Raw genomic sequence first — 25753 nt, 5'->3', positions numbered from 1 at the left:
GTATCAAAATAAGTCATGAAAGAATATCAATTGATTAAAGAATATTATGGCAACAAAACCACTAGTCGAAGTGGTATAGAACTCATTAATCATATTGATGAAGGTTTAATAATTCTGGATGAGATAGGCGCAAGTGAAATTGCCAAAAAAGCATATTGCTTACATCCATTAGTACAAAGTGATGAATGTCTTTCTGAAAATTATGGTTTTGATTTTACCGAAATAAATTCAAAAGTATTGATCGCTGCTATAGAATATCGATCTGTTGCCAACGAATATCTTTCTAATAAAAAAATAAGTAACAGTAATGTTATTCGGTTGTCCCCATTAAAAGATGTAAATGACATGTTGATTGCCGATAAAATTCAAAATCGAAAGGATTTCGAATTGTATCATAAAGCAACACATCCAAGGAGCATAGAACTTGATCAGTATTTTAAGAATTGGTTGCAAAAGTTAAATATCAAGGAATCTTTTTACCAGGAAATAATAACAATGCTAAAAAACGTATCCCAATCATAAATGAATATTTTAGACAAAATAGTAGCAGATAAGTATAAAGAGGTTGAGCTTAAAAAAAGCGTAATCCCGATAAAACAATTAGAACATTCTGTATTGTTTAATCGTAAAACAACATCCTTAGCTCAAGCATTAAGAAACAGTACCACCGGGATTATTGCAGAGCATAAGCGAAGATCTCCATCCAAAGCGGTAATCAACCAAAAAGTAAGTGTTCAGGATGTTGCTTTAGATTATGAAACTGCAGGTGCCTGCGGCATGTCTGTTTTAACCGATGGAAAATATTTTGGAGGGTCTCTGGATGATCTTATATTAGCCAGAGCAGCAGTTCAAATGCCATTGCTACGCAAAGAGTTTATTATAGATGAGTATCAATTATTAGAAGCAAAAGCACACGGTGCCGATGTGATTCTTTTAATCGCTGCAGTGTTAACCCGCGATCAAATCAAAGCCTTATCAGAGTTTGCAAAGAGTCTGTCGCTAGATGTTTTGCTTGAAGTACATAATCAAGAGGAACTAGAAAAATCAATCATGCCATCTTTAGATATGTTGGGAGTAAATAACCGAAATCTGAAGACTTTTGAAGTAAGCACAGCCATTAGTAAATCATTAAGTACACAAATCCCTGATGAGTTTGTCAAAATTTCAGAAAGTGGGATCAGTAGTATCGAAGCTATAAAAGATCTAAAGCAATATGGTTATGAAGGTTTTCTTATTGGTGAAAACTTCATGAAAACCGAAAACCCTGGTGCAAGTGCTGTTGAGTTTATAAAAAGTCTGAAATCATGAAGCTGAAAGTCTGCGGAATGAAATATCAAGAAAATATAGAAGCTGTTGCCAAATTGCAGCCAGACTATCTTGGCTTTATTTTCTATGAGAAATCTCCCAGAAATTTTGAAGAAGAAATCCCTGCACTTCCATCAACGATAAAAAAAACAGGAGTATTTGTTGATGCTTCTATTGATTTTATTATTGAAAAAGTAAGTGAATTTGGTTTTAAGGCAGTTCAATTACATGGAAATGAAACCGTCGAGTATTGTAAGGATTTGAAATCACAGTTAGAAAATCACACTGAGCCTCTCGATTGGAACACTGAGCCTGTCGAAGTGTGGAAAGTATTCTCGATCAAAGACGAATTTGATTTTGATCTTTTACAGCCTTACGAAGGTATTGTAGACTATTTCCTTTTTGACACCAAAGGAAAAGAAAAAGGAGGTAATGGATACGCTTTCGACTGGAGTGTCCTAGAAGGTTACCCCTCTACTACTCCATTTATCTTAAGCGGTGGTATCGGACTAGATGAAGTTGAAAAAATAAAAGCAATTCTAAAAACAGATCTCCCCATTCATGGTATAGATGTGAATAGTAAATTCGAGATCAAACCAGGATTGAAAAACATAAAAGATTTAGAAGAATTTAAAAAACTGTTGTTTGTTGACGATAAACTATAAACCAACAACTATAAACTAAAAAATATGAGTTACCAGGTAAACGAAAAAGGATATTACGGTGATTTTGGCGGAGCTTATATCCCTGAAATGTTATATCCCAATGTAGAAGAATTACGAAAGAATTATCTTGAGATTATGAACGAACCTTCTTTTAAAGAAGAATTTGATCAATTGCTCAAAGATTATGTTGGTCGCCCTTCTCCTCTGTACTACGCCAAACGGCTTTCAGAAAAACACAACACTAAGGTATATCTAAAACGCGAAGACCTCAACCATACTGGCGCACACAAAGTAAATAATACTATAGGGCAAATCTTGGTTGCCAAGCGATTAGGTAAAAACCGAATTATAGCCGAAACTGGTGCGGGACAGCATGGAGTAGCTACAGCCACGGTTTGTGCTTTAATGGGGATTGAATGTATTGTATACATGGGTGAAATTGATATCAAACGCCAAGCCCCTAATGTTGCAAGAATGAAAATGCTTGGTGCCGAAGTAAGGCCTGCAAAATCAGGAAGTAAAACGCTTAAAGATGCCACCAACGAAGCGATACGGGATTGGATTAATAATCCTGTAGATACACATTATATTATTGGCTCTGCCATAGGACCTCACCCCTATCCCGATATGGTAACGAGGTTTCAATCTATCATTTCTGAAGAAATTAAATGGCAACTTAAAGAAAGGGAAGGAAAAGAAAACCCTGATTATGTCGTTGCCTGTATCGGTGGAGGTAGCAACGCAGCAGGTACCTACTATCATTTTTTAGATGAACCTAGTGTAGGTATTATTGCTGTAGAAGCTGCAGGAAAAGGAGTGCATAGTGGCGAGAGTGCCGCTACTTCTCAATTAGGTAAAGAAGGAATCATTCATGGTTGTAAAACCATGCTAATGCAAACTCCCGATGGACAAATTACCGAACCTTACTCTATTTCGGCAGGGTTGGATTACCCAGGAGTGGGGCCTTTACATTCGCATTTATATACATCGGGACGAGGAGAATTCTATTCGGTTACCGATAATGATGCTATGGCGGCAGGATTAGAATTATCCCAGTTGGAAGGTATTATTCCTGCAATAGAAACATCCCACGCTTTGGCTATTTTTAACGACAAAAAGTTTAAACCCGATGATGTTGTTGTAATTAGTCTATCAGGTCGTGGAGACAAGGATTTGAACACTTATATTGACTATTTTAAATTGTAAAGTATCAAAATCAAGCTAATACCTGTCATTCCAGCGTAGGCTGGAATCCACAATTGAAATGCAATGCTAAAACCAAAACATCAATATGCTCTTTATATCATAACAAATAAAAAGAACGGTACGCTTTATATTGGCATATCAAATAATTTGGAAAGAAGGATTTTTGAGCACAAAAATAAATTAATCGAAGGTTTTACAAAGAAATACGATTTAGACAGATTAGTATATTTTGAAATACATAAATACGTTAATGATGCTATTACAAGAGAAAAGAGGTTAAAAGCATGGAAGCGACAATGGAAAATTAACCTTATCGAAGAAGATAATCCTAATTGGAATGATTTAGCATTTGATTGGTATAATTAAAAATGGATCCCAGCCTACGCTGGGATGACAAAAAAATAAAAAAACATAACATAAAACATACGCCTTCGCGGAAATGACAGACACAAATGAAAAACAGAATAAACACAGCTCTAGAACAAAATAAAAAGCTATTATCTATATACTTTACTGCCGGTTACCCTTCACTTAATGATACCGTAAAGGTGATACAAGACTTAGAAAAAAGTGGCGTAGATATGATCGAGATTGGATTACCGTTTAGTGATCCATTAGCAGATGGCCCTACTATTCAAGAAAGCTCGACCGTAGCGTTAAAAAACGGGATGACTACTAAGATTCTTTTTGAGCAATTAAAAGATATTAGGCAATCGGTAACTATCCCTTTGATCATTATGGGGTACTTTAATCCTATGATGCAATACGGTATAGAGGCGTTTTGCGCTAAATGCCAAGAAATTGGTATCGATGGGTTAATTATACCTGATCTACCCGTGGCTGAGTATCACGAACACTATCAGGAAACATTCGAGAAATATGGATTGATTAATGTGTTCTTGATTACTCCACAAACATCAGATGAGCGAATTAGATTTATTGATAGCGTATCCAATGGGTTTATTTATATGGTAAGCTCTGCAAGTGTAACAGGATCAACCTCTGGGTTCGGAAATACGCAAGAAGCTTATTTTGATCGTATTGCTAACATGAATCTTAAAGCACCACAAATCGTAGGTTTTGGGATTAGCAACAATGAAACCTTTACACAAGCAACGAAAACTACCAAAGGAGCTATTATAGGCTCTGCTTTTATTAAATATATCACAAATAATGGTGTTGATAGAATTGTTGATTTTGTGAGAGGAATTAGGTAGTATGCAAAAAATGGATCCTAACCAGAGTTTATCTTGTGCGATAGTCGAAGGGTTGGGATGACAAAACAAAATGTTTACTAATACTAACCCGTTGTGCATTTAGGAAAATCATTACAAAAAAAGCGTCAATTCGAGTATTTTGCGTAATGACCTCTCGACTTCGCTCGAGATGACAGAAGACAAAATGTATCGAGAATAGCTTTTTTTAACCAATAATCCTATTCTCGATACACTTCTCCTAAAGTCGAAGCACTCGAATTGACGGAGTTTGGTTAAAAAATATCTAAATGCACAATGGAGTAATACTATTAAACCTGTTATTCAAGCGTAGGCTGGAATCCATAATTAGATTTCCTTTTCTCTTTACAATTCCCTACATTAGTAACTCACAACAAATCAAATATTTGATTTAAAAACTAACTTATGGGTAGAGGAGATAAAAAAACACGTCGTGGTAAAATCGGCATAGGAACTTTTGGTAGGTTAAGACCTCGTAAAAAAAAATCTGTAATAACTGCAGTAAAACCAAAAGCTAAAACTACACCTAAAACTAAAGCAGAACCAAAAGTAAAAGAAGAGCCTGTTAAAGAAGAAACGGCTGCAAAAGCAAAAGCCAAAGCAGAACCAAAAGCGAAAGCAGCTCCAAAAGCTAAACCAGCTTCAAAAAAACCAGCAAAAAAAGCAGCCGCCGAGGAAGAGGAATAAGCTAAAAATATTTCAGATACTGCATCACCCTAAAATCAATGGTATTGATTTTAGGGTTTTTATTTTTTGTTAACTATCATCTCAATTAAAGATGATGAATCTTTATATACATCAGATAGAATTAGGATACTATAACGCTCTAAGTCAATAACAAAATTATCTTTAACTTCGGAACTATAAAAACTGAAACTTTTAACAACATCTCTTACTTTCACCTGTAAAGTATACTGTACATCATCAAAATAGTTACTATTGCCATCTTCAGAGGGTGCATCGTATCCCCATTCGTGGACATAATCCATAATTTCTATTCCTACTAAATCATCTTTATTACCTATTGCCGAACTTCCATGACTAGAAAGTGCAAATGCTTTTCCAAATTGTGCTTGTTCTATAATTAAATATTTGTTATTGTTTTCAATCATAAAAGTCAGAAAGTAATTCTTATATATTTTGGTATCGTATTCTTTTGTCGACTTATCATTATCAATGTAAAATCCAGCTATGGGTTCACCATTATTATCAACCTTAAGATACATATCTCCAATTAAGTGAGCTGCTGATTTTTCATCATACACTTGAAGTAAGGTACTAATAGTAAGATCATCATGTTTAATAGTACTGCTTACCCCCTCTTTCAACTGTATCTTTTTCATAAATTCTTGTGCATTAATGCTATAGGATATAAAAAATACTGTTATGAATAGTACTACTTTTCTCATTCCATACTTATCTGTGGCTAACAATTGTATATGTATCCCCAAATTATTATTAGTTATCGGTTTTGCACAAATCATAATCTTATCTAAAGAGCTTAGGATTACAAGCAGGGTATAAAATTTATAAAAGCTAGGAATTAAAGATAAACCAAAAAAACAGAACTAAAAGTACCTCTTATATTGCAACACCCTAAAATCAATGGTATTGAATTTAGGGGTTGCATTTTTGAGATCCTTGTACAACTGCATACTTCCGATAGCTCGATTTGCTGATCCCGATGGTGCAGTAAGTGAAACTGTTTTTATGATTCTTTGTTCTAATCTAAATTGATGTATCCTGGGGACTTCATTTGAAACTATTTCTAGTTTATGATCATACTCCTTTAGATGTCTTCTGAAAAAATACTCAGGGCCATTTTTACTATTACCTCCGGTAAAAATCAAGGTATTGATCTTAGGATATTGTTCGAGATATGATATCATATCCCTTAGCACGATATTTTGCATCCCGAGATCTGAGGCATCGATCTTATCACGCTCACAACTGTGTACAATATCACAAACACCTATCCCACGAGAGGTTAAGAAATTCTTTCGTTGATTGGCTGCTTCTTGTGTAGTTTCAAACTTTAGATCTAACTCAAAAATTCGATCCAATACCGGCCAAAGTAATCCATTACTACTACCATAACAAAAATCTACATCTCTATCGTTAAGCTCTCGAGTAGTAAACCGTGGTGGTGGTAATGTACCTACAATAAGTTTTGTTGCTCCTTCTGGAAAAAATGGTTCGTAAGGATGAGTATGTAGAAACATGGTTTTGATTTACGATTTACGATTTACGAAGGTAGTTGTATTATCTAAAAATTGAAATAAGAAATTGTCCTTTATATTTTTTGAAAATAGCTATCGCAGGGGTGCAGGAGATATTTTGGGGTTACAATATTGCGTAAGGGATAACAGCGACATCCTTTTTATCGATACTTCGAGTGCCACACCTAAGTGTGGTGTATCGAGAAGTATCGATAAAAAGATATAGCGGATAGCCCGACCCTTAGGGGTACGTCATAATAATTAATATCATACTTCTGATGAAAAATCACTATTCTCGATACAATCTCAATTAAAATTGAGATCACTCGAATTGACATGATTTTTTAAAATTGGAAATAAATAAATGGCTGAAAATCGGCAGCGTAGGTTTGATAACAGATAATGGCAACCACAATGGCTACTAATGCCTTGATCAATATATTACTTTTTATAAATAGGTCTAGTGCCCAATCCTTAGTCTTATAAGGTAACCAATGCGTAATATACCCGATGAGCATCACGATAAAAACTACACGATACTCCCAGAGTACAACCAGGGCATTTTGCCAATCCATATTGGTCATTACCTGTTGATAGAAGCGTTCTATATGATCCATGCTGTTTCCTCTAAAATAGATACGAGTAAAGGTGATAAACACAAAGGTTAAGGCGATACGCCACAATATAGCATACCAGGCTTTAGAATTTTCATACGGACTGATCAAACGCCAATATTTGTAGGTCACGATCCCAATACCGTTGAGTCCTCCCCAGATTACGAATTTCCACGAGGCACCGTGCCATAGCCCACCAACCAACATGGTGATCATGATATTTACATTTCTATTAAAATGCCAGGCCAATTTGGATGAAAACAAGGTGATAATCAACATAAACCCTACTCCCGAAGCCGCCATCAATGCAATCCCATAATCTGATACCGCAAAAACGCCTAGAAATGTAAAAACCAAAATAAAAGCATACGAAAATATACTACCATTACGATTACCTCCTATCGGGATATATAAATAATCTTTGAGCCAGCTCGATAAAGAAATATGCCATCTTCTCCAGAAATCACCACAATGAATTGCTTTATAAGGCGAATTGAAATTAACGGGCAGTTTATATCCCATAAGCAATGCCAAACCAATAGCGATATCGGTATACCCCGAGAAATCTCCATAAATCTGTAGCGAATACCCAAACATGGCCATGATATTGGTAAACCCAGAAAACATCTCTGGTACATCAAACACGCGATCCATAAAATTGGCTGCAATATAATCGGCAAATAACATCTTTTTGATCAACCCTTTTAGGATCATAAAGGAAGCTTTACCAAAATCTTCTTTAGTGATATTAATCTCTTTTCTTATCTGCGGCACAAAATCTGAAGCCCGCACAATAGGCCCGGCTACCAATTGCGGAAAGAAACTAACAAAGAACCCAAAATCTATAATCGAGTTTAGCGGTTTAATCTGCTTTCGATAAATATCCACACTATAACTAATGGTCTGGAAGGTATAAAATGAAATCCCTACCGGGAGAATAATTTTATCTACCGTAAAATAGTCGACACCACTCCAGGTATTAGTCCATTGTGCGAGGTAGTTAATTACCTCGTAGTTCGTTTGAAAAAGATAGTTATACGACTCTGTAAAGAAATAAGCGTATTTAAAATAGCATAGCGTTCCTAAATTAATAATCACACTTATGGCTACCAATGTTTTCTGAAAAACAACAGATTTACTCTTATAAATAGCTTTACCCAAAAAGAAATCATTGACTGTACTAAACAACAGGATACCAATAAAAAGCCCGCTGGTTTTATAATAAAAAAGAAGGCTTATTGCAAAAAGATAGGCGCTTCGTAAATCCTTTTTGCTATAGACAATGGCATAGATAAAATATAGTGCTGCAAAGAATATCCAAAAATCTGCTTGCGTAAAGATCAAGGGAGAATCTTCAGAGAAAGAAAATATGTCTATAAGTCTATTCATTAATTATCTGATTCAGGATGGCATTTGGCGCTAATTGCAATTCTTTTTCCCAAGAATGCGCCAATGCTTGTAATAAAAGGTCTGCTTTGATGCGATATCCCATCACCGTAAAATGAATCCTATCGCGAGGCATTAGTTTATTGGTATACCAACTCTGAGAAGAATTAAAACCTCCCATGATTTCATAAAAATCCCATACGGCCATCTGTTGTTCTTTGGCCACTTCATAAATCATTTTCCTTGCTATTCGGGTTCTGGGATTGGGGAATTTCTTTTTATAATATGAATCATTGGGTACCGTAAGTAAAACTGCACAATCAGGATTTGCCTTTTGCACTAATTTGATTAAATCGGTATAGTATGCTTTATATTCTTGTGGTTTAAAATCAGGATGGTATGCATCATTAGTCCCCACAGAGACAATAAACAGGTCTGGTTTATACAGTAGTAACTGATCATCAAAATACTTGCATCGATCGTAATATGAAAAACTACCCCCGTTTACGCCAATTGAGGTGTATTGAACTCCTTTATTATCATTCATGAGTTCGATACCCATCATCAAAAACTCGGCATTCTCATGATCTTCGATTCTGTGAATACAAAATTCTATTTCTTCGACAGAGGTATTAAGTGTGTACTCAATAAAATGTGCTTCTTTATTTTCGGTTACCTTAGACACCAGAGAATCTTGTTTAAAGGATATCTCATAATCGGTACTCCAATTATCATAAAAGACCCTGATCTTATTAAAATCATACATCTTTTCGTGATAATTATTTCCATTTACCTTTAACTTCACATTAGAGATAGAGTCTTTAAAAACCGCAGTAACGCCAGATAATCCCCAGGCTACACTATCTTTTCTTACAGAGCATCTATACCCTGTCCACTCGCCATCAAACTCTACTTTATAATTCCCCGGATTGTTAGTTTTTGCAATACTAAAGGGATAAATAAATCCTCGCTGCCCTTTTGCCGTAGGGCTCATCGTTTGGAGGTAAGATCGTAAACGATTTGAATAAATATCGGCTTGGATATGAGACCCGCCGATATGAAAAACATGAAGATCTTCTTCTCCACCCTTAGCAATCGTATCTAGTTTTCGAAATAACTTCTTAAAAGACGGTGAGTTTTCAACCATTTTGAGACTATTGGCTTTCCAATTCACGAAGGTGTATTTGTCTTGTACTGTATCTAATACATAGGTTTGGCCCATCATTGGCAGGGCAAAAAGCCAAACATAAAAAAATAATTTATGCTTCATCATTGTTATCAGGTTCTTTAAGGTCAAGGTATAGGGCTGTAAAAAATAGTTCCGAAATAATTTTGGTTCCTTTCCAGGTAAAGTGCATATAATCTTTTGCCGTAAGTTTTTCGTCTACCCATAGTGTCATCGATCCTTTTCCTCCCATGGCATGATACATACTCCAATAGGCTACATTATTATCAAGGCAGGTTTCCATAAGTTGGGTATTTAGGTATGGTAACAATGGGTAGGTTTCCATTTTACCGTTTACCGGAAGACACATATCTGTTGGGCCTATAAATATAAAACTTGTATTTTTGGCTCGTTTTCGAATCCAATTCACCTGTCTCGCAATACGCTTAGTATATTTATCTACATCTGTTGAATCTTTTAGATACGGCATAGTATTACCACCATACTGCATAATAACAATTTTTGGGTTTAACTGCCTTACCATTCTACTATATGTAGTAGCACTTGCGTTTGCAAAAATAGTTCCCGATGCACCTCGCATAGCCACATTATCGATCTGTACACCCGAACCACCATCTAAGGTTAGCCCATAAAAATCTGCGCTTATTTTACCTTCGAGTTCTATTTTAAGATCTGTTGGTGTCGTTGATGTTCTGATCTTATATTGATGATATCTTCCATCGGCGATCAAACTATCCTGCTGTATTAGAGTACCATCATTATATACCGATACCTTGATCGGGAAGTTACAGTTACCATAATGCAATCCAACCTTTGTAAATCTTCTAAACTTAGCATAGGTATCATCTGATTTTCCAATTGTAACTGAAGCCTTACGTATAGGAAGTGAATCTAAGGCTATACTGTCTGGAGGAGTTTTTTGATACTCGGTAAATCTGGAAACCGACAAATAGGTACCATATTTTCTATGTGAGAATTTCTTTTTAGTAGGGTCAAAAAAAGCATACCGTTCCCAGTTTTCACTAGGTTCTATTTCTGCGCTTATTTGGCGATATACCGGTTTTATCGGAAGGAACCCCGGGCCACTACCTCCGTACATACGCTGTAGTCTATTACGCAAATAGGCCGTAATCCTATCCCCTTCGATCTGTGAATCACCATAATGTATAATACGACAATTTCTTGAAGAAAGTTTCTTTCTTAACTCATTTGCGAAATCTGGATTACTATCGGGATACCTAATTCTTACTAATTGAGTAGTATCTATTTTAGAAAAATCGGGAAGTTCTTTAATTTTTTCTTCAATTGCATCACTTACCGGAATTACCTCATCTGCTTCTGTTTCAATTTCGAGAGGTGTTACCACCTGGGTAACTTTAAGAATATCTTCTCTGGTAAGGATAGAGTCTTTTTCGAGTCCTAAAAAAGTTCTATACGTAGGGTACTTTAGTGATACTCCTTCATAAGAGAATCCATCATCCTGCGTCTGCGCTTTTTGCACCCCTCCTTTTTCGCTAAGAAACATTAATCCAAACAATGCTCCCAATACAAGTAGGATAAATAATGATATTTGAATAGGTCTGACTCTCAATGTTTCCCGGGAATGTTAATATATTGTAAAAATAGAAAGATTTTCTAAACTACAAAGGGGATTGACAAGCAGTATTCGTTGATTGAGGATGTAATAAGACCTCACAGGTTTTAAAAACCTGTGAGGTCTTGACATGTCTATTTTAGAGTAATCACTAAATCATCAGCTTCTACCATGGTTCCTGATTTTAAAATTATTTTCTTAATTGTTGCATCTTCATTAGCCGTGATAGTGGTTTCCATTTTCATAGCCTCAATAATAAATAAGGGCTCATTCTTTTTAACTTCTTGACCAGTTTTCACTAATATTGAAGACAAAGATCCTTGTAATGGAGCTCCAATTTGTTTAGTATCTACCTTATCAACTTTTGCATGAATAACCTTATCTACCTTAATAGAGCTATCTTGTACTTCAACATTACGAGTTTGGCCATTGACTTTAAAGAACACAGTTACTCTACCATCTTCGTTAGGTTCTCCTACAGAAATTAACTGCACCAATAATGTTTTTCCTTGATCGAGTTGTACAATGATCTCTTCTTCTGGAGACATCCCATAGAAAAAGTTTTTAGTAGGAATATTCATGATGTTGCCATACTTCAAGTGATGATTATAAGCCCCAGTAAATACTTTTGGATATAATTTATAGGATAAGAAATCTGTAATATCCAATTCGCGTCCCATTCCTTTTTTGAACACTTTTACAAAGTCTTTAAACTCTGTTTCAAAATCAACAGGTTCTAGATGTGCATTAGGTCTATCTGTAAAAGGTTTTTGATCTTTTAGAACAGACTTTTGCAAGGCTTTAGGAAATCCATTAACAGGTTGCCCTAACTCTCCTTTAAAGAAACTCATCACAGATTGTGGAAAAGAAATGGTCTCCCCACGTTCTTTTACATCTTCGATCGTTAGATTATTACTCACCAGGTATTGCGCCATATCCCCTACCACTTTAGAACTAGGAGTTACTTTTACAATATCTCCGAACAATTCGTTTACTTCACCATACATTCTGGTGATTTCATGAAAACGATCAGATAGCCCTAGAGCCTGTGCTTGTGGTTTTAGGTTAGAATATTGCCCTCCTGGGATTTCGTGTTGATACACTTCTCCCGTTCCTGCTTTTAATCCCGATTCGAAAACATAATAATATTCTCGAACGGCTTCCCAATAATTTGAATATTCATTCAATTTAGGAATATCAACCACATTTTCTCGTTCATGAAATTTTAGCATTTCAACCACTGCATTAAAATTAGGTTGCGCTGTTAACCCCGAAAGTCCTCCCAAAGCAACATCAACAACATCAACTCCCGCTTCGATAGCCTTGAGATAAGTTGCAGATTGCACAGATGATGTATCATGTGTATGCAGATGAATCGGGATATTAATTTCAGATTTTAATGCCGATACTAATTCGTAGGCAGCATATGGTTTTAATAATCCGGCCATATCTTTAATTCCCAGGATATGCGCCCCCGCATTCTCTATATCTTTTGCTAACTGGATATAATAATCCAGTGTATATTTTGTGCGTTTTGGATCCAGAATATCTCCTGTATAGCATAATGAACCTTCGGCAAGACCATTTGTTCTTGTACGTACATGCTCGATACATGGAGCGATGGATTTCATCCAGTTAAGCGAATCAAAAATCCTAAATACATCTACACCATTCTCCCAGGATTGCTCAACAAATTTACCGATCAAATTATCTGGATAAGCAGTATATCCCACTCCATTAGATCCACGAATCAACATTTGCAACAGCAAATTAGGCATTGCTTTACGCAGTGATCGCAATCTTTCCCATGGGTTTTCATTAAGGAATCGTAAGCAAACATCAAAGGTTGCTCCTCCCCAGACTTCCATACTAAATACTTCCGGATGGTTTTTGGCAAACCCTTCACCCACTTTTAGCATATCATAGGTACGCATACGAGTAGCCAATAAACTCTGGTGAGCATCCCGCATGGTAGTATCTGTAAAATGTACTTTCTTTTCATTTTTTAACCATGCTGCAAACTTTTCTGGACCTAATTCTGTAAGAAGGTCTTTTGTTCCTTTAGGGAAAGTACCATTCTCATCAAATTTGGGGATAGTAGGTGCTACAAACGTTTTATTAGGATCAATTTTCTTAACATCAGGATTACCATTTACAATAACTTCTCCTAAAAAGTTAACCAATTTAGTAGCACGGTTACGGGATTCTCTTATCGTAAATAAAGATTTTGTATTCTGAATAAAATTAACCGTGGCATTACCATTTCTAAAGGTCTCGTGTTGCAGAATGTTATCTAAAAAAGGCATATTGGTTTTTACACCACGAATCCTAAACTCTGATAAGGCTCTTCGCATTTTTCTACAAGCACCATCTAATGTTCTACTATTGGCAGAAATTTTTACCAACATCGAATCGAAAAAAGGTGAAATGGTCACTCCTTGATATACACTTCCTGCATCTAATCGAATCCCAAATCCCGATGCACTACGATAGGTAGTAATAGTACCATAATCGGGTTTAAAATCATTCTCAGGATCTTCTGTAGTAATTCTACACTGCAATGCAAAACCATTGGTTTTAAGACTCTCCTGACTTTCTATTTTGATTTGTTTATCTGATAACCTATACCCTCCGGCAATAAATATCTGAGATTTAATTAGATCTATACCCGTAACTATTTCGGTCACTGTGTGTTCTACCTGCACTCTTGGGTTTACCTCTATGAAGTAAATACTTTCATCATCGTCAACCAAAAATTCTACTGTACCGATATTATTATAATCTACAGCCTTACAAATGTTAAGTGCGTAGTTGTATAGATCTTGTTTTATTTGTTCTGAAACCCCAAAAGAAGGAGCATATTCGATCACTTTTTGATAACGTCGCTGTACCGAACAATCTCGTTCAAATAAATGAACCATATTACCGTGATGATCGGCTACAATTTGGATCTCGATGTGTTTTGGGTTTGCTACAAATTTTTCTAGAAACACGGTATCATCTCCAAAAGCATTTAAAGCCTCTCTACGTGATTCTGGAAATGCTTTTTCGAGTTCTTCTTCCTTTCGAATAACACGCATTCCTCGACCACCACCTCCAGACGCAGCTTTTAACATCACCGGATAACCAATTCGTTTAGCTTCTTTTAAGGCTATTTTTATATCGGTTAGATCTTCTTTATTACTTTGAATAATAGGTATATTATTCTCTATGGCAACTTTCTTAGCTGTAATTTTATCTCCTAGAGATCGAAGAACTGATACTTTTGGCCCAATAAAAATAATACCATTTTCTTCGCATTGTTTTGCAAACTCAGCATTTTCCGAAAGAAAACCATATCCAGGATGAATTGCATCTACGTTGTTCTTTTTTGCTACTTTAATAATAGCTTCAATATTTAAATATGGTTTTAGAGGTTCATGATTTTCTCCAATTTGATATGCTTCATCTGCTTTATAACGGTGTAAAGAGTATCTATCTTCATAGGTATATACCCCAACAGTTTGAAGACCAATCTCTGTACAAGCTCTAAAAATTCTGATAGCTATCTCACCACGATTGGCGACTAAAACCTTTTTAATTTGCATACTATTATTTTTGAGTTAAAACCATTTTTAGCGAACATTCGCTGCGAAGATATTGATAAGAAATATTCTTTGCAATAGATTGTTCAAAATATATAAGCTCTTGTAGCCTATAATTGTGACTTATCTTCTTCTCCGAACCTGTTAATTCTAACATAAACTTAACATTAATTAACGAAGTCCTAAATAAGATTTATTATCCTCGGACCGTTGTTGTAGTAGAGTAACCACCTTAGCAATTTTTATTAACTCATTAATTTTTTAATATGAAAAATAGATTTATAGCTTTTTTAAGCTTGTTTTTTGTTGTAAGCACTTTTTTAATTGGGTGTAAAGACGATGACAACGATGTACAAATTCCAACCAGTGAGGTTACCACCGCTAAAGAATATAAAGACGTTGAAGCGGCAAATACTGAAATTAATTTTACGGTTGAAACTGTATTTGGCACAGAATCAGGACTTATACCAACAACCCGCAGTGTTGAAAATAAAATGATTGACTGTGCAACGATTACCTCTGAAGTTGTAGAAGGTACACGTACCATTTTAATTGATTTTGGAGAGGGTTGCGAAGTTAATGGAGAAACTATTTCGGGGAGTATCCGCATGAGTTTTGCCATCACCTTAGATACCGAGAACAAAGTAGAGATCAACTATATTCTTGAAAATTTTGTTTACAAGGATATTGCAATAGCCGGAAACGCCAACACTACGTACACTTTTAGAAGTGAAGCCGGAAACACCGCTTTTTCTACAAGTTCAAACTTTTCTTTCGCATGGGCAGATGGACTTACAGCAACCAGCGAATCTAATTTTGTAAAAGAAACTTTCCTGGATAGCAATCCTGATAATCCACAAGATTCTGAATATTATAAATTAACCTCGGGAAGTAGCTTAACGCAGTTTAACAATGGTGATCGATACGGTGTAGAAATCACAACTCCTTTGCGTAATGAACGAGGATGTGCATACACCGTAAGCGGAGTGATTGTAACCACTCAAAACAGTGAAGTCATTACTTTAGACTATGGAGATGGAACGTGTGATAATATAGCTACGCAAACTGATGGTGAAGGTAATGAAACGACAATTGAACTTTAATTAAAAGTAACAAACCTGCTTTAAATTTTATTTTAAAGCAGGTTTGCTTTTACCTAAAAAACAAGGTAAACCTTATTTACATCACTTACTATCCTTTCATGCATAATGAAGTCTTCAAGATATCTATATGCTTTGTTGGTTTTATTATTAGCGGCATAAATACGCATTCCCTTATTATCATATAACATTAAAAGTTCACTCAAATTAGAACGAATAATTTTAACCTTTGATATCTCTGACCATAAATATTGCGTAGAACTACCTCTTAGAGTGATAATACAATGTGCTTTATTGTAAGTTAACTTAGCCGGAAGATATTTTAATAATATAGAATTCATATAAATCCTGCACCCAAGGAAGGTAAGAGGAACAAACAAAACAACAAATGATAACGGTGTTTCATCTTCTCTGTATATTTTTACAGCCCAAAAAATAATCGCTATCATAAGGATCGCAAAGATGAGAAAACCTAAATAATGAATAACTTGCGTCAATTTTGAATTGTATACTATTCTTTTTTCCATTTTATTAAAAATTTAATGTATACCAAAGCTCATCTTTATTAATAAAAGGTTTTTTATTCCTAGTTGGTATATGATATATATTACTTCTGTATTTTATTGTAATATGCCTTCTCTGTCACCTCTGACCATTTAGATATTTGTTTTTGAAAATCAGAATAACTTTTATACACCTCTTTGGATAGAGGGTCATCTCCTACCATTTCTTGTAATGCTTCATCGGTATATCCTCGTAATGCATCAAGAGTTTCTTTAGAAAACTCACGAACCTCGACACCTTCTTCATTTACCAGTTTATCCAGGTAAATACCATTTTGCTTATCAAATTCTGCTAATACCCATACTTGAGCACGTTTAGAGGCTGCTTCTAATGCAGCTTGTAAATGTCTAGGTAAACCATCATATAAGTTTTTATTAATAAAAAACTCTAACTGCGATCCAGTTTCATGCCACCCCGGGGTATAGTAATACTTTGCAATTTTATGAAATCCCATTTTGTAATCATGATAGGGTCCAATCCATTCGGTAGCATCTATAACTCCACGTTCTAAACTTGTGTATACTTCACTACCTGCCACTAATACCGCTGCTCCACCTGCTTTTTCTAATACCTTACCTCCGATACCAGGCAATCGCATTTTCAATCCTTTAAAATCTTCTACAGTATTGATTTCTTTATTAAACCATCCTCCCATTTGCACTCCCGTATTCCCTCCCATAAAAGGCACCAAATTAAATTTAGCATAGGTTTTTTTCCAAAGTTCGTATCCACCTCCTACTTCTAACCAAGATGTAATTTGCTGGCTATTCATCCCAAAGGGTACTGCTGCAAAGAACTGCGCAGCTGGAGTTTTTCCTGCCCAATAATACGCTGCACCACAACCCATTTCGATAGTTCCTTGAGACACGGCATCAAAAGCTTCTAAAGGAGGAACTAGTTCTCCACCACCGTATACTTTGATTTTGATCTGACCATTGGTTAACTCATCTACCCATTCTGAATACTTCTCGGCAACTTCACCGACAACCGGAAAATTTGGTGGCCAGGTTGTGGTCATCTTCCAATAAAAAACTTTATCTGGTTTGGTTACATCATATGAAGTAGTTTGCATACTTGCAGGAGGATCTCCCAGACAAGAAATGAATACGAATATGGTAATAGCCATTGTAATATACCTGGCAATACTATTTTTTTTGATTTGAAAGAAATGAATAAATTTCATTTGGTATATATTTTGTAATTCTATGATTCAGAAATAAAAATGATCTCAGGAAAAAACACAACTAAGCTTACTATCAGCAACTGGATAATTATAAAAGGTATGATCCCTCTATAAATTTGACTAGTTTTTACATTTTCTGGAGCTACACCTTTTAGATAAAATAAAGCAAACCCAAAGGGTGGTGTTAAAAACGAGGTCTGTAAATTTAACGCAATCAATATCCCTACCCAAAGCATATTCATATCAAAAGCATTAAAAACAGGGGTTACTACAGGTACAATAATGAAAACAATTTCTATGAAATCGATAAAAAAGCCTGCTACAAAAACGACCACCATTACTAAGAGTAAAAACATTAATGGGGTAAGGTTCGAAGACATAATTAATTCCTGAAGGTAGGAATCTCCACCTAAAGTTCTAAATACTAAGGTGAATGTAGTTGCTCCTAAAAGAATAAAGAACACCATAGAGGTGAGTTTCGTAGTTTCTTGCGCTACTTCTTTTAGTATTTTGACTGAAAATTTCTTCTGAATTAAGGTCAATACTGTTGCTCCAATAGCTCCTATTGCCGAGGCTTCTGTTGGAGAGGCTATTCCTGTAAAAATAGACCCCAATACCAAAACAATTAATAATATTGGTAGAAACAACACTTTTAAAATCTTTGATGTAAAATTATCACCTCTAAATTGTTTAATTTCTTCAGCTGGAATACTAGGTGCATCTTCTTTATGAACAAAAGACTTTATTAAAATATAGACAATATATAACCCTACTAATATCAACCCCGGAAGTAATGCCGCAGAAAACAAAGCTCCTACATCTACTGAAGCTCCTCCTCTAGATGAACTATTAATTGTATCTGCTAATAATACCAATACAATTGATGGTGGTATGATTTGACCTAAAGTACCCGACGAAGCGATCACCCCTGTAGCCAGTTCTGTTTTATACCCTCTCTTAAGCATTGTTGGTAAACTTATCAACCCCATAGTAACTACAGTAGCACCTACAATACCGGTAGATGCAGCTAGTAATGCTCCAACGATCACCACCGAGATTGCCAACCCCCCGCGTACACGACCAAACATCATTGCCATGGTTTCTAATAAGCTTTGTGCTAACCCGGATTTCTCTAACATAATTCCCATAAAAATAAATAAGGGAACCGCCATCAAAACATAATTATTAACTACTCCCATAATCCTGGACGGAAGCAAATAAAATGTTGACATTTGAAACTGCTCTGGTGCAAAAATAGAAACCCCAAAAGCGAATGCTACCGAAATCCCTCCTAAAGTAAAGGCAACTGGGTATCCTCTTAAGATAAGAATGAAAATTATTACAAATAATACTATTGCCAAATATTCCATTAATTATCTTTATTAAAAATGATTTGAAGTGATTTAAGCATATGAGATACACCTTGAATCAGAAGAAAAACAAATCCTAGAGTAATACAAAATTTAAGCACATACAATGCTGGCAAACCTCCTGGTTGTGGCGAGCTTTCTCCAATCATAAAAGAAGACAATCCATAATACCATGACGAAACAATAACTACATAACACCAAGGTATCAATAAGCAGGCCCCTCCTAAAAGGTCAATCCAAGCTTTTCTCTTTTTAGACAGTTTAGTATAAAATATATCTACCCGTACATGTTTCTCGTATTTGAATGTATACCCTGAAGCCAATAGAAACATCATCCCAAATAGATAAATTTCTATTTCGATCATCCAAACATATGTAAATTGAAAAACGTAACGAATAACTACATCTAGGCCAATTACAATTGCCAGCAAGACTGCCACCCAACTAACAAGTGATCCTATTTTTTCTCCAATCCAATCGAGAAAATTGATAATGTGCTGCATCTAATGATTTGTGTATTGTGAATACTCGGGATGAAGATAGTAAAATTAGATACACTGGGAAATGGAAACTTGAAATATAGATCTCAACCTACAATGGGATAACAAAACGCTCTCTTATTTATCATTCCTGTATAGGATGAGATCAAAAAAAACTGAGACTACCTCACAAAAACAAGTTCACCTGGCTTAGTAGTATGCTCTTCACTAAAACCATAGCCTTCATAATTAAAACCTTTTAGATCCTCAATAGTCTCTGCACCGGTATCAATAATATAACGCACCATCATACCTCTGGCTTTTTTTGCAAAGAAACTTATCATCTTGAGTTTATCGCCTTTCCAATCTTTAAATTGCGGAGTAATTACGGGAACTTTTAATGTTTTAGTATCAATTACACTGAAATATTCATTACTAGCCAAATTAACAAACAACTCATCATCTTTTAGCTCTTCATTAAGTTGTTCGGTAACGGTTTTCTTCCAAAACTCATACAAGTTATTTTTACGACCAACTTTGAGTTTTGTCCCCATTTCTAATCGATAGGGTTGCATCAAATCTAAAGGTTTCAAGATTCCATATAAACCCGAAAGTATTCTAAGTTTATCTTGTAATATTTCTAGTTTATCTTCTGGAACTGTATAGGCATCTAATCCAATATAGACATCTCCATTAAAAGAATAAACCGCTGGCCTGGCATTCTCTGTAGTAAACGGAATCTTGAACTCCTGATTGCGTTGCCAATTAAGTTGTGCAAGCTTATCACTAATCCCCATTAAATCAGATAATTTCTTAGGTGTTTTTTTCTTGAGCGCAGCATTTAGTTTTTCAGCTTCTGGTAAAAAAACTGGTTGTGTATACTGTTGTGTAGGTAATTTGGTTTCGAAATCCAATGACTTAGCCGGGGATACTACAATTTTCATCTGTATATTTTTTTGTTATCCAAAAATACAATAGTGTCTTGATAATTAAAATCTACAAGCGAATTTCTTCTCTATTTAGCTATTAGAAAGATTTATGAATATGCTAAAAACTACTTTTTATTAGTGATTAAAGTACTTAACTGCTCATTTTGGTATGCAACCTTATATTCTTGGTCTTTTTCATTAATAATTACTTCAAAATTTGAAGAATATGCTTTATCATTCGTCGGAAACCAATCTTTAGTATTCTTGTTGATACAAATAAAAAGTCCATTGTCATTTCCTATTGCACAGAATCTTTCAAAACTTCCATCGTAGACCTCTAATCCACAATTTTCATGCAGTAGTGTAAATTCTCTTTTAATATTAGTAGTTGGTAAGCCTATTTCTGAAATTTCAAGAAACGAATTTTGATCGAAATCTCTTGTTGATGCATTATTTAAATTTTTCCTTGCAATTAGCTCTACTATGTTATCATCGGCATCATAAAAATATATAGCTTTCGCATTCCAGCGTATAAAATCTATAATTTCATCTTGGTCATCTTTTAAAATATCAACCTTTGTTTTTAACCAAGTTAAAGCTTCTACCTCTTTATTAGAAGGAATATTTATAGCAAAATGATAGGGTGTTGCAGTTTTTTGATATTCAATATTTAATACCGATTCTCCTATTACAAAAGACACTGAATTTTCTGATTGACGTATAGGTTTTAGATCCAATACTTGAGCATAAAACCTTGTTTGTTCTAATAATTTAGTAGTATATATAGTTAACTCTTTTATTTTCATCTCATTGTATTTATCCTCCATAAAAATCAGTTGTAACTCTATATAAAAATACAATAGTATGCTCCTAATTAAAATTCGCTAATGTATTTCTTTTCTATGTAGACATTATAAAAATCTATATGACTACATCATGTTATAAAACAGTCAAAATATTATATAAAAAAAGCCTGTCAATTATGACAGGCTTGTGTTTTAAAAAAGTCAAAATGTATATTATAATACTTTCACGTTAACCGCGTTTAGTCCTTTTTTACCTTCTTTTAGTTCAAACTCTACTTCGTCACCTTCACGAACTTCGTCGATTAAGCCTGAGATGTGTACAAAATGATCTTTGTTTGATCCTTCTTCTGTGATGAATCCAAATCCTTTGGAGTCATTAAAAAATTTTACTGTTCCTTTATTCATTATAAAATATTAAAGTGCGAAGGTACTATTATTTCGTTAGTAATCCCTATTTATTTCAAAATAAAGTTTTTAGTAACCTTAATTTAATAGTCTACACATGTTCTGATAACAATAAAACATAGGATTTTTATACTAAATTGCTATGCTACTGTTCATTAAGCTGATTCTTTGCATAATTTCTCCAACGCTCGATACATTGCTCCATATCCTCTGGGATTGAGGTTTCGAAATGCATTTTCTCACCCGTGGTTGGATGCTCAAAACCAAGGGTTCTGGCATGTAATGCTTGTCTCGGTAATATTTTAAAACAATTCTCTACAAATTGTTTATACTTAGTAAAGGTTGTGCCTTTTAGTATTTTTTCACCACCGTATCGTTCGTCATTAAATAAGGTATGTCCTATATACTTCATATGCACACGGATCTGGTGCGTTCTTCCGGTTTCTAATCTGCAAGAAACTAAGGTAACATACCCTAATCGTTCAATAACTTTATAATGGGTAATCGCTGGTTTTCCTTTTTCGGCTTCATCTTCTTCAAAAACAGTATTCTGTAGTCTATTTTTTGGATGACGACCAATATTACCTTCTATAGTACCTTCGTCTTCATTAATATTCCCCCATACAATAGCCACATATTCTCTTTTACTGGTTTTATCAAAAAACTGCTTTGCGAGATGTGTCATGGCCTCTTCGGTTTTAGCAACAACCAATAAACCACTTGTATCTTTATCGATACGATGCACCAATCCAGGACGATTACTGCTATTATTAGGCAAATTATCAAAATGATAAATCAAAGCATTGATCAAAGTACCCGAATAATTACCATGCCCGGGATGCACTACCATCCCTGCAGGTTTATTCACCACCAACAATTCATCATCTTCATATACAATATCTAAAGGAATATTCTCGGGAGTCAACAGATTCTCATATGGCGGATGTGAGAACAATACACGCACTATATCATTCGGTTTTACCTTATGATTAGATTTTACAGCCACATCATTAACAAATACACTTCCTGATTTAGCGGCTTGTTGTATTTTATTACGGGTTGCATTTTCTACAAAATTCATTAAAAACTTATCTACCCGCAACGGAACCTGACCAGCACCTGCTACAAAATGATAATGCTCATAGAGATCATCTTCGTTATTTTCAAAATCTTCTGTATTTAAGTTTTCTTCCAAAATAGTATATTAATTAGAAAGATTTATGGTTCCTCCTTTTCCGTCTCCAAGAACAAGATCTATAGTAGAAGTTTTCATAAGTTTTGTTCCCGGAGCTAATCGTTTACCTTTATGCCTTAGCTCTAACACCATATCTCTGGCTATATTAGGTTGATAGGTAATCGAACCAATTTTAAATCCTAAGGCTATCAATTTTGGTTCGGCTTGTCTTCTTGTGTTTTGAACCACATCAGGAACATCTATTTTTCTATATCCCGATGGATTTAACGTTACATAAATTTTACGATTTTCTTTAACCTCACTACCTGCAATCGGATTTTGCTCTATCACAGAGTATCTTGGGTACTCTGGATTAAAATTAGCAGAATCCTGAACTTCAAATCGTAAATCTTTTTCTTCAAGAGTCTTTTGCACCTCATCTAAGGTTTTCTTACTAAGACTTGGCACCACAATTCGTTGGTGATGATTGGTTGTACTTTCTAGCCATTGTAAAGCTACATAAGAAAGTATGACAAGCATTGCAATCGCTATCACAACTTGGATCAAGAATATTTTACTATAGACAAACTTGAAAAGATCTTTGAAGAAATCGATAACTTTATTCATAAACACATTCATAATTTGGACAAATATATAAAAACGGAGAGTTTTACCCTTTTCTTATAAGATAAATGATATTTTTGTTTTCAAAAGTTATCCAATGAAGAAAAACATTGCCATTTTGATGGGAGGATACTCCAGTGAATTTGACATATCAATTCAAAGCGGAAATGTAGTTTACAAGCATATAGATCGAGATGCATATATCCCTTACCGTGTACATATTACCAAAGATGGATGGTTTCATGTCGACGATAATGATAAAAAGTACCCCATCGATAAAAATGATTTTTCGTTAACCTTAAATGACGCTAGAATAACTTTTGATGCTGCCTTTAACATTGTGCATGGTACGCCCGGCGAAGATGGGTTGCTTCAGGCTTATTTCGAACTGATTGGTATTCCTCAAACCGCTTGCGATTTTTACCAGGCAGCACTTACTTTTAATAAACGGGATTGTATTAGCACTTTACAACCTTATGGAATTCCGACAGCAACCAATTATTTTTTAAACAAAGGAGATACAGTAGATACCAAAGCTATTTTAGACACTGTTGGATTACCTTGTTTTGTAAAAGCAAACAAAGCCGGAAGCAGTTATGGAGTCTCTAAAGTAAATACAGAGACCGAGCTTTTACCTGCTATTGATGTTGCCTACAAAGAAGATGATGAGATTATTATTGAATCTTTTCTTAGCGGAACCGAAGTATCTGTAGGCGTAATTACCTATAAAGGAAAAGACACCGTACTACCCATTACAGAAATCGTATCAGAAAATGAGTTCTTTGATTATGAGGCAAAATACTTAGGCAAATCGCAAGAAATTACTCCAGCTCGATTGTCGGAAGAAGACGCTAAAAAAGTTCGCGATCTTGCATTAAGAATTTATCAAATCTTAAAAATGAAAGGTTTTTCACGAAGTGAATATATATTTCACAATGGCGAACCTTACTTTGTAGAAATGAATACGAATCCAGGATTTAGCGAAGCCAGTATTTTACCGCAACAAGCATTAGCCGCAGGTATTAGCCTGAAAGATCTATTAACCAATACTATCGAAGAAGCTATTTGTTAGTTGTTAGTTGTTAGTTGAAGAAACGAATTGTTAAGTAAAAGTTTTTATATATTTTCTTTTCCGCTAAAAAAACAAGGGCAAATGAAAACATCATGTAAATTCTAAAATCGTAATTCTTAAATTCACTTATATTTGTAATCACACTAATTAATAATTACTCATGAGAAGAGCCGTTTTTCCAGGATCATTTGACCCCATTACTTTAGGACATTATGATATCATTGAAAGAAGTTTAACGCTCTTTGATGAAATTATTATTGCCATAGGGATTAATGCAGATAAAAAATATATGTTTTCGCTAGAGGAACGAAAACACTTTATCAAAGAATCCTTTAAAGGTGAACCCAAAATCAAAGTGATGACCTACAAGGGATTAACTGTTGATTTTTGTAAAGAACAAAATGCAAACTTCATCCTAAGAGGATTGCGCAATCCCGCTGATTTTGAATTCGAAAAAGCCATAGCACACACCAACCGGCAAATGTCTGAAATCGAAACCGTATTCTTACTTACCTCTTCTGGCAAAAGCTATATCTCATCTTCAATAGTTCGAGATGTGATACGCAATGGTGGAGATGTTTCAGGGTTGGTTCCCGAAACCGTTCTTGCAAAATAATTTTTATGAGAAAAATAGGAGCCATTACCTTAGTTGTCAAAGACTATGACGAGGCCATTCAATTTTATATCGAAAAACTGAATTTCAAACTTGTACAAGACACCAAACTAGATGATCAAAAGCGTTGGGTAATTATTTCCCCATCTGGCAGTAGCCAAACTAATATTTTACTTGCTCAGGCAGTTTCATCAGAACAAGAGCAAGCAATCGGTAACCAAACCGGAGGACGAGTTTTTCTATTTCTGCATACCGACGACTTCTGGAGAGATTACAATCAAATGAAATCAAAAGGAGTATCTTTTCTTGAAGATCCCAGAGAAGAAGTCTATGGAACCGTTGTTGTGTTTGAAGACCTATACGGCAACAAATGGGATTTGATCGAAGTTATAAACTAGTTTAGCTTTTATCACGTATCTTATCGTATCAAAATAATATAT

General features: G+C 35.0%; 26 protein-coding genes. 11 read left to right on the top strand and 15 right to left on the bottom strand.

All coding sequences use genetic code 11. The annotated features are described in order from the left end of the window. Positions 1-15: 15 nt before the first annotated feature. The 7 genes from ABW637_RS18590 (at position 16) to ABW637_RS21745 (ending at position 5098) form a co-directional block, all read left to right on the top strand. Positions 16-522 (top strand): hypothetical protein, encoded by a 507-nt coding sequence (locus ABW637_RS18590; protein WP_367586226.1) that lies wholly within the window; start codon positions 16-18, stop codon positions 520-522. Beyond that, a complete protein-coding gene (trpC, locus tag ABW637_RS18585; RefSeq protein WP_367586225.1) occupies positions 523-1308 on the top strand; it encodes an indole-3-glycerol phosphate synthase TrpC in 786 nt (261 codons plus the stop codon). Beyond that, positions 1305-1970, top strand: coding sequence for a phosphoribosylanthranilate isomerase (locus tag ABW637_RS18580; protein ID WP_367586224.1), 666 nt, complete (start codon positions 1305-1307; stop codon positions 1968-1970). Before trpC ends, ABW637_RS18580 begins: the two co-directional genes overlap by 4 nt. A gap of 24 nt (positions 1971-1994) precedes the next feature. Continuing rightward, entirely contained in the window at positions 1995-3176 is a 1182-nt protein-coding gene (trpB, locus tag ABW637_RS18575; RefSeq protein ID WP_367586223.1) for a tryptophan synthase subunit beta, read from the top strand. A gap of 63 nt (positions 3177-3239) precedes the next feature. Beyond that, entirely contained in the window at positions 3240-3542 is a 303-nt protein-coding gene (locus ABW637_RS18570; RefSeq protein ID WP_367586222.1) for a GIY-YIG nuclease family protein, read from the top strand. Between the two features lie 86 nt (positions 3543-3628). Beyond that, positions 3629-4393 carry a tryptophan synthase subunit alpha gene (trpA, locus tag ABW637_RS18565; RefSeq protein WP_367586221.1) on the top strand — a complete coding sequence of 255 codons (765 nt, stop codon included), beginning with the start codon at positions 3629-3631 and terminating at the stop codon, positions 4391-4393. Between the two features lie 423 nt (positions 4394-4816). Continuing rightward, a complete protein-coding gene (locus ABW637_RS21745) occupies positions 4817-5098 on the top strand; it encodes a 30S ribosomal protein THX (protein WP_445012730.1) in 282 nt (93 codons plus the stop codon). Positions 5099-5157: 59 nt separating this feature from the next. On the opposite strand, the gene ABW637_RS18555 is transcribed toward ABW637_RS21745, so the two are convergent. The 6 genes from ABW637_RS18555 to ABW637_RS18530 all read right to left on the bottom strand — a co-directional run bounded on the left by ABW637_RS18555 (position 5158) and on the right by ABW637_RS18530 (position 14997). Continuing rightward, positions 5158-5820: a hypothetical protein gene (locus tag ABW637_RS18555; RefSeq protein ID WP_367586220.1), complete on the bottom strand. Its 663-nt coding sequence runs from the start codon at positions 5818-5820 to the stop codon at positions 5158-5160. A 159-nt stretch (positions 5821-5979) separates the two neighbouring features. Beyond that, positions 5980-6633, bottom strand: coding sequence for a uracil-DNA glycosylase family protein (locus tag ABW637_RS18550; protein ID WP_367586219.1), 654 nt, complete (start codon positions 6631-6633; stop codon positions 5980-5982). Positions 6634-6974: 341 nt separating this feature from the next. Next, positions 6975-8633, bottom strand: coding sequence for an MBOAT family O-acyltransferase (locus ABW637_RS18545; protein WP_367586218.1), 1659 nt, complete (start codon positions 8631-8633; stop codon positions 6975-6977). Next, on the bottom strand, positions 8626-9903 hold the full coding sequence (locus ABW637_RS18540) for a GDSL-type esterase/lipase family protein (RefSeq protein WP_367586217.1): 1278 nt from the start codon (positions 9901-9903) through the stop codon (positions 8626-8628). Before ABW637_RS18540 ends, ABW637_RS18545 begins: the two co-directional genes overlap by 8 nt. Further along, on the bottom strand, positions 9890-11407 hold the full coding sequence (locus ABW637_RS18535) for an SGNH/GDSL hydrolase family protein (protein WP_367586216.1): 1518 nt from the start codon (positions 11405-11407) through the stop codon (positions 9890-9892). Before ABW637_RS18535 ends, ABW637_RS18540 begins: the two co-directional genes overlap by 14 nt. A 137-nt stretch (positions 11408-11544) precedes the next feature. Next, positions 11545-14997, bottom strand: coding sequence for a pyruvate carboxylase (locus ABW637_RS18530; RefSeq protein ID WP_367586215.1), 3453 nt, complete (start codon positions 14995-14997; stop codon positions 11545-11547). Positions 14998-15260: 263 nt separating this feature from the next. Here ABW637_RS18530 and ABW637_RS18525 point away from each other — a divergent pair, with 263 nt between their 5' ends. Next, positions 15261-16097: a hypothetical protein gene (locus ABW637_RS18525; RefSeq protein ID WP_367586214.1), complete on the top strand. Its 837-nt coding sequence runs from the start codon at positions 15261-15263 to the stop codon at positions 16095-16097. Between the two features lie 53 nt (positions 16098-16150). On the opposite strand, the gene ABW637_RS18520 is transcribed toward ABW637_RS18525, so the two are convergent. The 9 genes from ABW637_RS18520 to ABW637_RS18480 form a co-directional block, all read right to left on the bottom strand. After that, on the bottom strand, positions 16151-16621 hold the full coding sequence (locus ABW637_RS18520; protein ID WP_367586213.1) for a hypothetical protein: 471 nt from the start codon (positions 16619-16621) through the stop codon (positions 16151-16153). Positions 16622-16701: 80 nt separating this feature from the next. Next, positions 16702-17841, bottom strand: a complete 1140-nt coding sequence (locus tag ABW637_RS18515; RefSeq protein WP_367586212.1) for a TRAP transporter substrate-binding protein — start codon at positions 17839-17841, stop codon at positions 16702-16704. A 20-nt stretch (positions 17842-17861) separates the two neighbouring features. After that, positions 17862-19211 carry a TRAP transporter large permease gene (locus tag ABW637_RS18510; RefSeq protein ID WP_367586211.1) on the bottom strand — a complete coding sequence of 450 codons (1350 nt, stop codon included), beginning with the start codon at positions 19209-19211 and terminating at the stop codon, positions 17862-17864. Then, positions 19211-19714, bottom strand: a complete 504-nt coding sequence (locus ABW637_RS18505) for a TRAP transporter small permease subunit (RefSeq protein WP_367586210.1) — start codon at positions 19712-19714, stop codon at positions 19211-19213. The genes ABW637_RS18510 and ABW637_RS18505 overlap by 1 nt, the downstream gene beginning before the upstream one ends. Positions 19715-19872: 158 nt before the next feature. After that, on the bottom strand, positions 19873-20634 hold the full coding sequence (gene yaaA, locus ABW637_RS18500; RefSeq protein ID WP_367586209.1) for a peroxide stress protein YaaA: 762 nt from the start codon (positions 20632-20634) through the stop codon (positions 19873-19875). Positions 20635-20744: 110 nt separating this feature from the next. Further along, positions 20745-21446 (bottom strand): VOC family protein, encoded by a 702-nt coding sequence (locus ABW637_RS18495; protein WP_367586208.1) that lies wholly within the window; start codon positions 21444-21446, stop codon positions 20745-20747. A gap of 192 nt (positions 21447-21638) precedes the next feature. Beyond that, positions 21639-21830, bottom strand: a complete 192-nt coding sequence (locus tag ABW637_RS18490) for a cold-shock protein (RefSeq protein ID WP_201921905.1) — start codon at positions 21828-21830, stop codon at positions 21639-21641. A gap of 145 nt (positions 21831-21975) precedes the next feature. Further along, entirely contained in the window at positions 21976-23025 is a 1050-nt protein-coding gene (locus ABW637_RS18485; protein WP_367586207.1) for an RluA family pseudouridine synthase, read from the bottom strand. A gap of 9 nt (positions 23026-23034) precedes the next feature. Beyond that, positions 23035-23631, bottom strand: a complete 597-nt coding sequence (locus tag ABW637_RS18480) for a PASTA domain-containing protein (RefSeq protein ID WP_367586206.1) — start codon at positions 23629-23631, stop codon at positions 23035-23037. A gap of 94 nt (positions 23632-23725) precedes the next feature. On the opposite strand from ABW637_RS18480, the gene ABW637_RS18475 reads away from it, so the two are divergent. The 3 genes from ABW637_RS18475 to ABW637_RS18465 all read left to right on the top strand — a co-directional run bounded on the left by ABW637_RS18475 (position 23726) and on the right by ABW637_RS18465 (position 25711). After that, positions 23726-24700 (top strand): D-alanine--D-alanine ligase, encoded by a 975-nt coding sequence (locus ABW637_RS18475; protein ID WP_367586205.1) that lies wholly within the window; start codon positions 23726-23728, stop codon positions 24698-24700. Between the two features lie 160 nt (positions 24701-24860). Beyond that, positions 24861-25316 (top strand): pantetheine-phosphate adenylyltransferase, encoded by a 456-nt coding sequence (coaD, locus tag ABW637_RS18470; RefSeq protein ID WP_367586204.1) that lies wholly within the window; start codon positions 24861-24863, stop codon positions 25314-25316. A gap of 5 nt (positions 25317-25321) precedes the next feature. Beyond that, positions 25322-25711: a VOC family protein gene (locus ABW637_RS18465; protein ID WP_367586203.1), complete on the top strand. Its 390-nt coding sequence runs from the start codon at positions 25322-25324 to the stop codon at positions 25709-25711. Positions 25712-25753: the final 42 nt, after the last annotated feature.

This window comes from Aquimarina penaris (genome assembly GCF_040786285.1).
Taxonomy (GTDB): Bacteria; Bacteroidota; Bacteroidia; order Flavobacteriales; family Flavobacteriaceae; genus Aquimarina.
This window is presented reverse-complemented; position numbering and strand designations above follow the sequence as displayed.

Bases quoted from the DNA above. Each gene is read 5' to 3' on its own strand.
- ABW637_RS18530 (WP_367586215.1), bottom strand. From the start codon at position 14,997: ATGCAAATTAAAAAGGTTTTAGTCGCCAATCGTGGTGAGATAGCTATC.
- ABW637_RS18475 (WP_367586205.1), top strand. From the start codon at position 23,726: ATGAAGAAAAACATTGCCATTTTGATGGGAGGATACTCCAGTGAATTT.
- ABW637_RS18495 (WP_367586208.1), bottom strand. From the start codon at position 21,446: ATGGAGGATAAATACAATGAGATGAAAATAAAAGAGTTAACTATATAT.
- ABW637_RS18465 (WP_367586203.1), top strand. From the start codon at position 25,322: ATGAGAAAAATAGGAGCCATTACCTTAGTTGTCAAAGACTATGACGAG.
- ABW637_RS18590 (WP_367586226.1), top strand. From the start codon at position 16: ATGAAAGAATATCAATTGATTAAAGAATATTATGGCAACAAAACCACT.
- ABW637_RS18555 (WP_367586220.1), bottom strand. From the start codon at position 5,820: ATGAGAAAAGTAGTACTATTCATAACAGTATTTTTTATATCCTATAGC.
- yaaA (WP_367586209.1), bottom strand. From the start codon at position 20,634: ATGAAAATTGTAGTATCCCCGGCTAAGTCATTGGATTTCGAAACCAAA.
- ABW637_RS18525 (WP_367586214.1), top strand. From the start codon at position 15,261: ATGAAAAATAGATTTATAGCTTTTTTAAGCTTGTTTTTTGTTGTAAGC.
- trpA (WP_367586221.1), top strand. From the start codon at position 3,629: ATGAAAAACAGAATAAACACAGCTCTAGAACAAAATAAAAAGCTATTA.
- ABW637_RS18570 (WP_367586222.1), top strand. From the start codon at position 3,240: ATGCTAAAACCAAAACATCAATATGCTCTTTATATCATAACAAATAAA.
- ABW637_RS18510 (WP_367586211.1), bottom strand. From the start codon at position 19,211: ATGGAATATTTGGCAATAGTATTATTTGTAATAATTTTCATTCTTATC.
- coaD (WP_367586204.1), top strand. From the start codon at position 24,861: ATGAGAAGAGCCGTTTTTCCAGGATCATTTGACCCCATTACTTTAGGA.
- ABW637_RS18505 (WP_367586210.1), bottom strand. From the start codon at position 19,714: ATGCAGCACATTATCAATTTTCTCGATTGGATTGGAGAAAAAATAGGA.
- ABW637_RS18540 (WP_367586217.1), bottom strand. From the start codon at position 9,903: ATGATGAAGCATAAATTATTTTTTTATGTTTGGCTTTTTGCCCTGCCA.
- ABW637_RS21745 (WP_445012730.1), top strand. From the start codon at position 4,817: ATGGGTAGAGGAGATAAAAAAACACGTCGTGGTAAAATCGGCATAGGA.
- ABW637_RS18545 (WP_367586218.1), bottom strand. From the start codon at position 8,633: ATGAATAGACTTATAGACATATTTTCTTTCTCTGAAGATTCTCCCTTG.
- ABW637_RS18480 (WP_367586206.1), bottom strand. From the start codon at position 23,631: ATGAATAAAGTTATCGATTTCTTCAAAGATCTTTTCAAGTTTGTCTAT.
- ABW637_RS18515 (WP_367586212.1), bottom strand. From the start codon at position 17,841: ATGAAATTTATTCATTTCTTTCAAATCAAAAAAAATAGTATTGCCAGG.
- ABW637_RS18580 (WP_367586224.1), top strand. From the start codon at position 1,305: ATGAAGCTGAAAGTCTGCGGAATGAAATATCAAGAAAATATAGAAGCT.
- ABW637_RS18520 (WP_367586213.1), bottom strand. From the start codon at position 16,621: ATGGAAAAAAGAATAGTATACAATTCAAAATTGACGCAAGTTATTCAT.
- trpC (WP_367586225.1), top strand. From the start codon at position 523: ATGAATATTTTAGACAAAATAGTAGCAGATAAGTATAAAGAGGTTGAG.
- trpB (WP_367586223.1), top strand. From the start codon at position 1,995: ATGAGTTACCAGGTAAACGAAAAAGGATATTACGGTGATTTTGGCGGA.
- ABW637_RS18490 (WP_201921905.1), bottom strand. From the start codon at position 21,830: ATGAATAAAGGAACAGTAAAATTTTTTAATGACTCCAAAGGATTTGGA.
- ABW637_RS18550 (WP_367586219.1), bottom strand. From the start codon at position 6,633: ATGTTTCTACATACTCATCCTTACGAACCATTTTTTCCAGAAGGAGCA.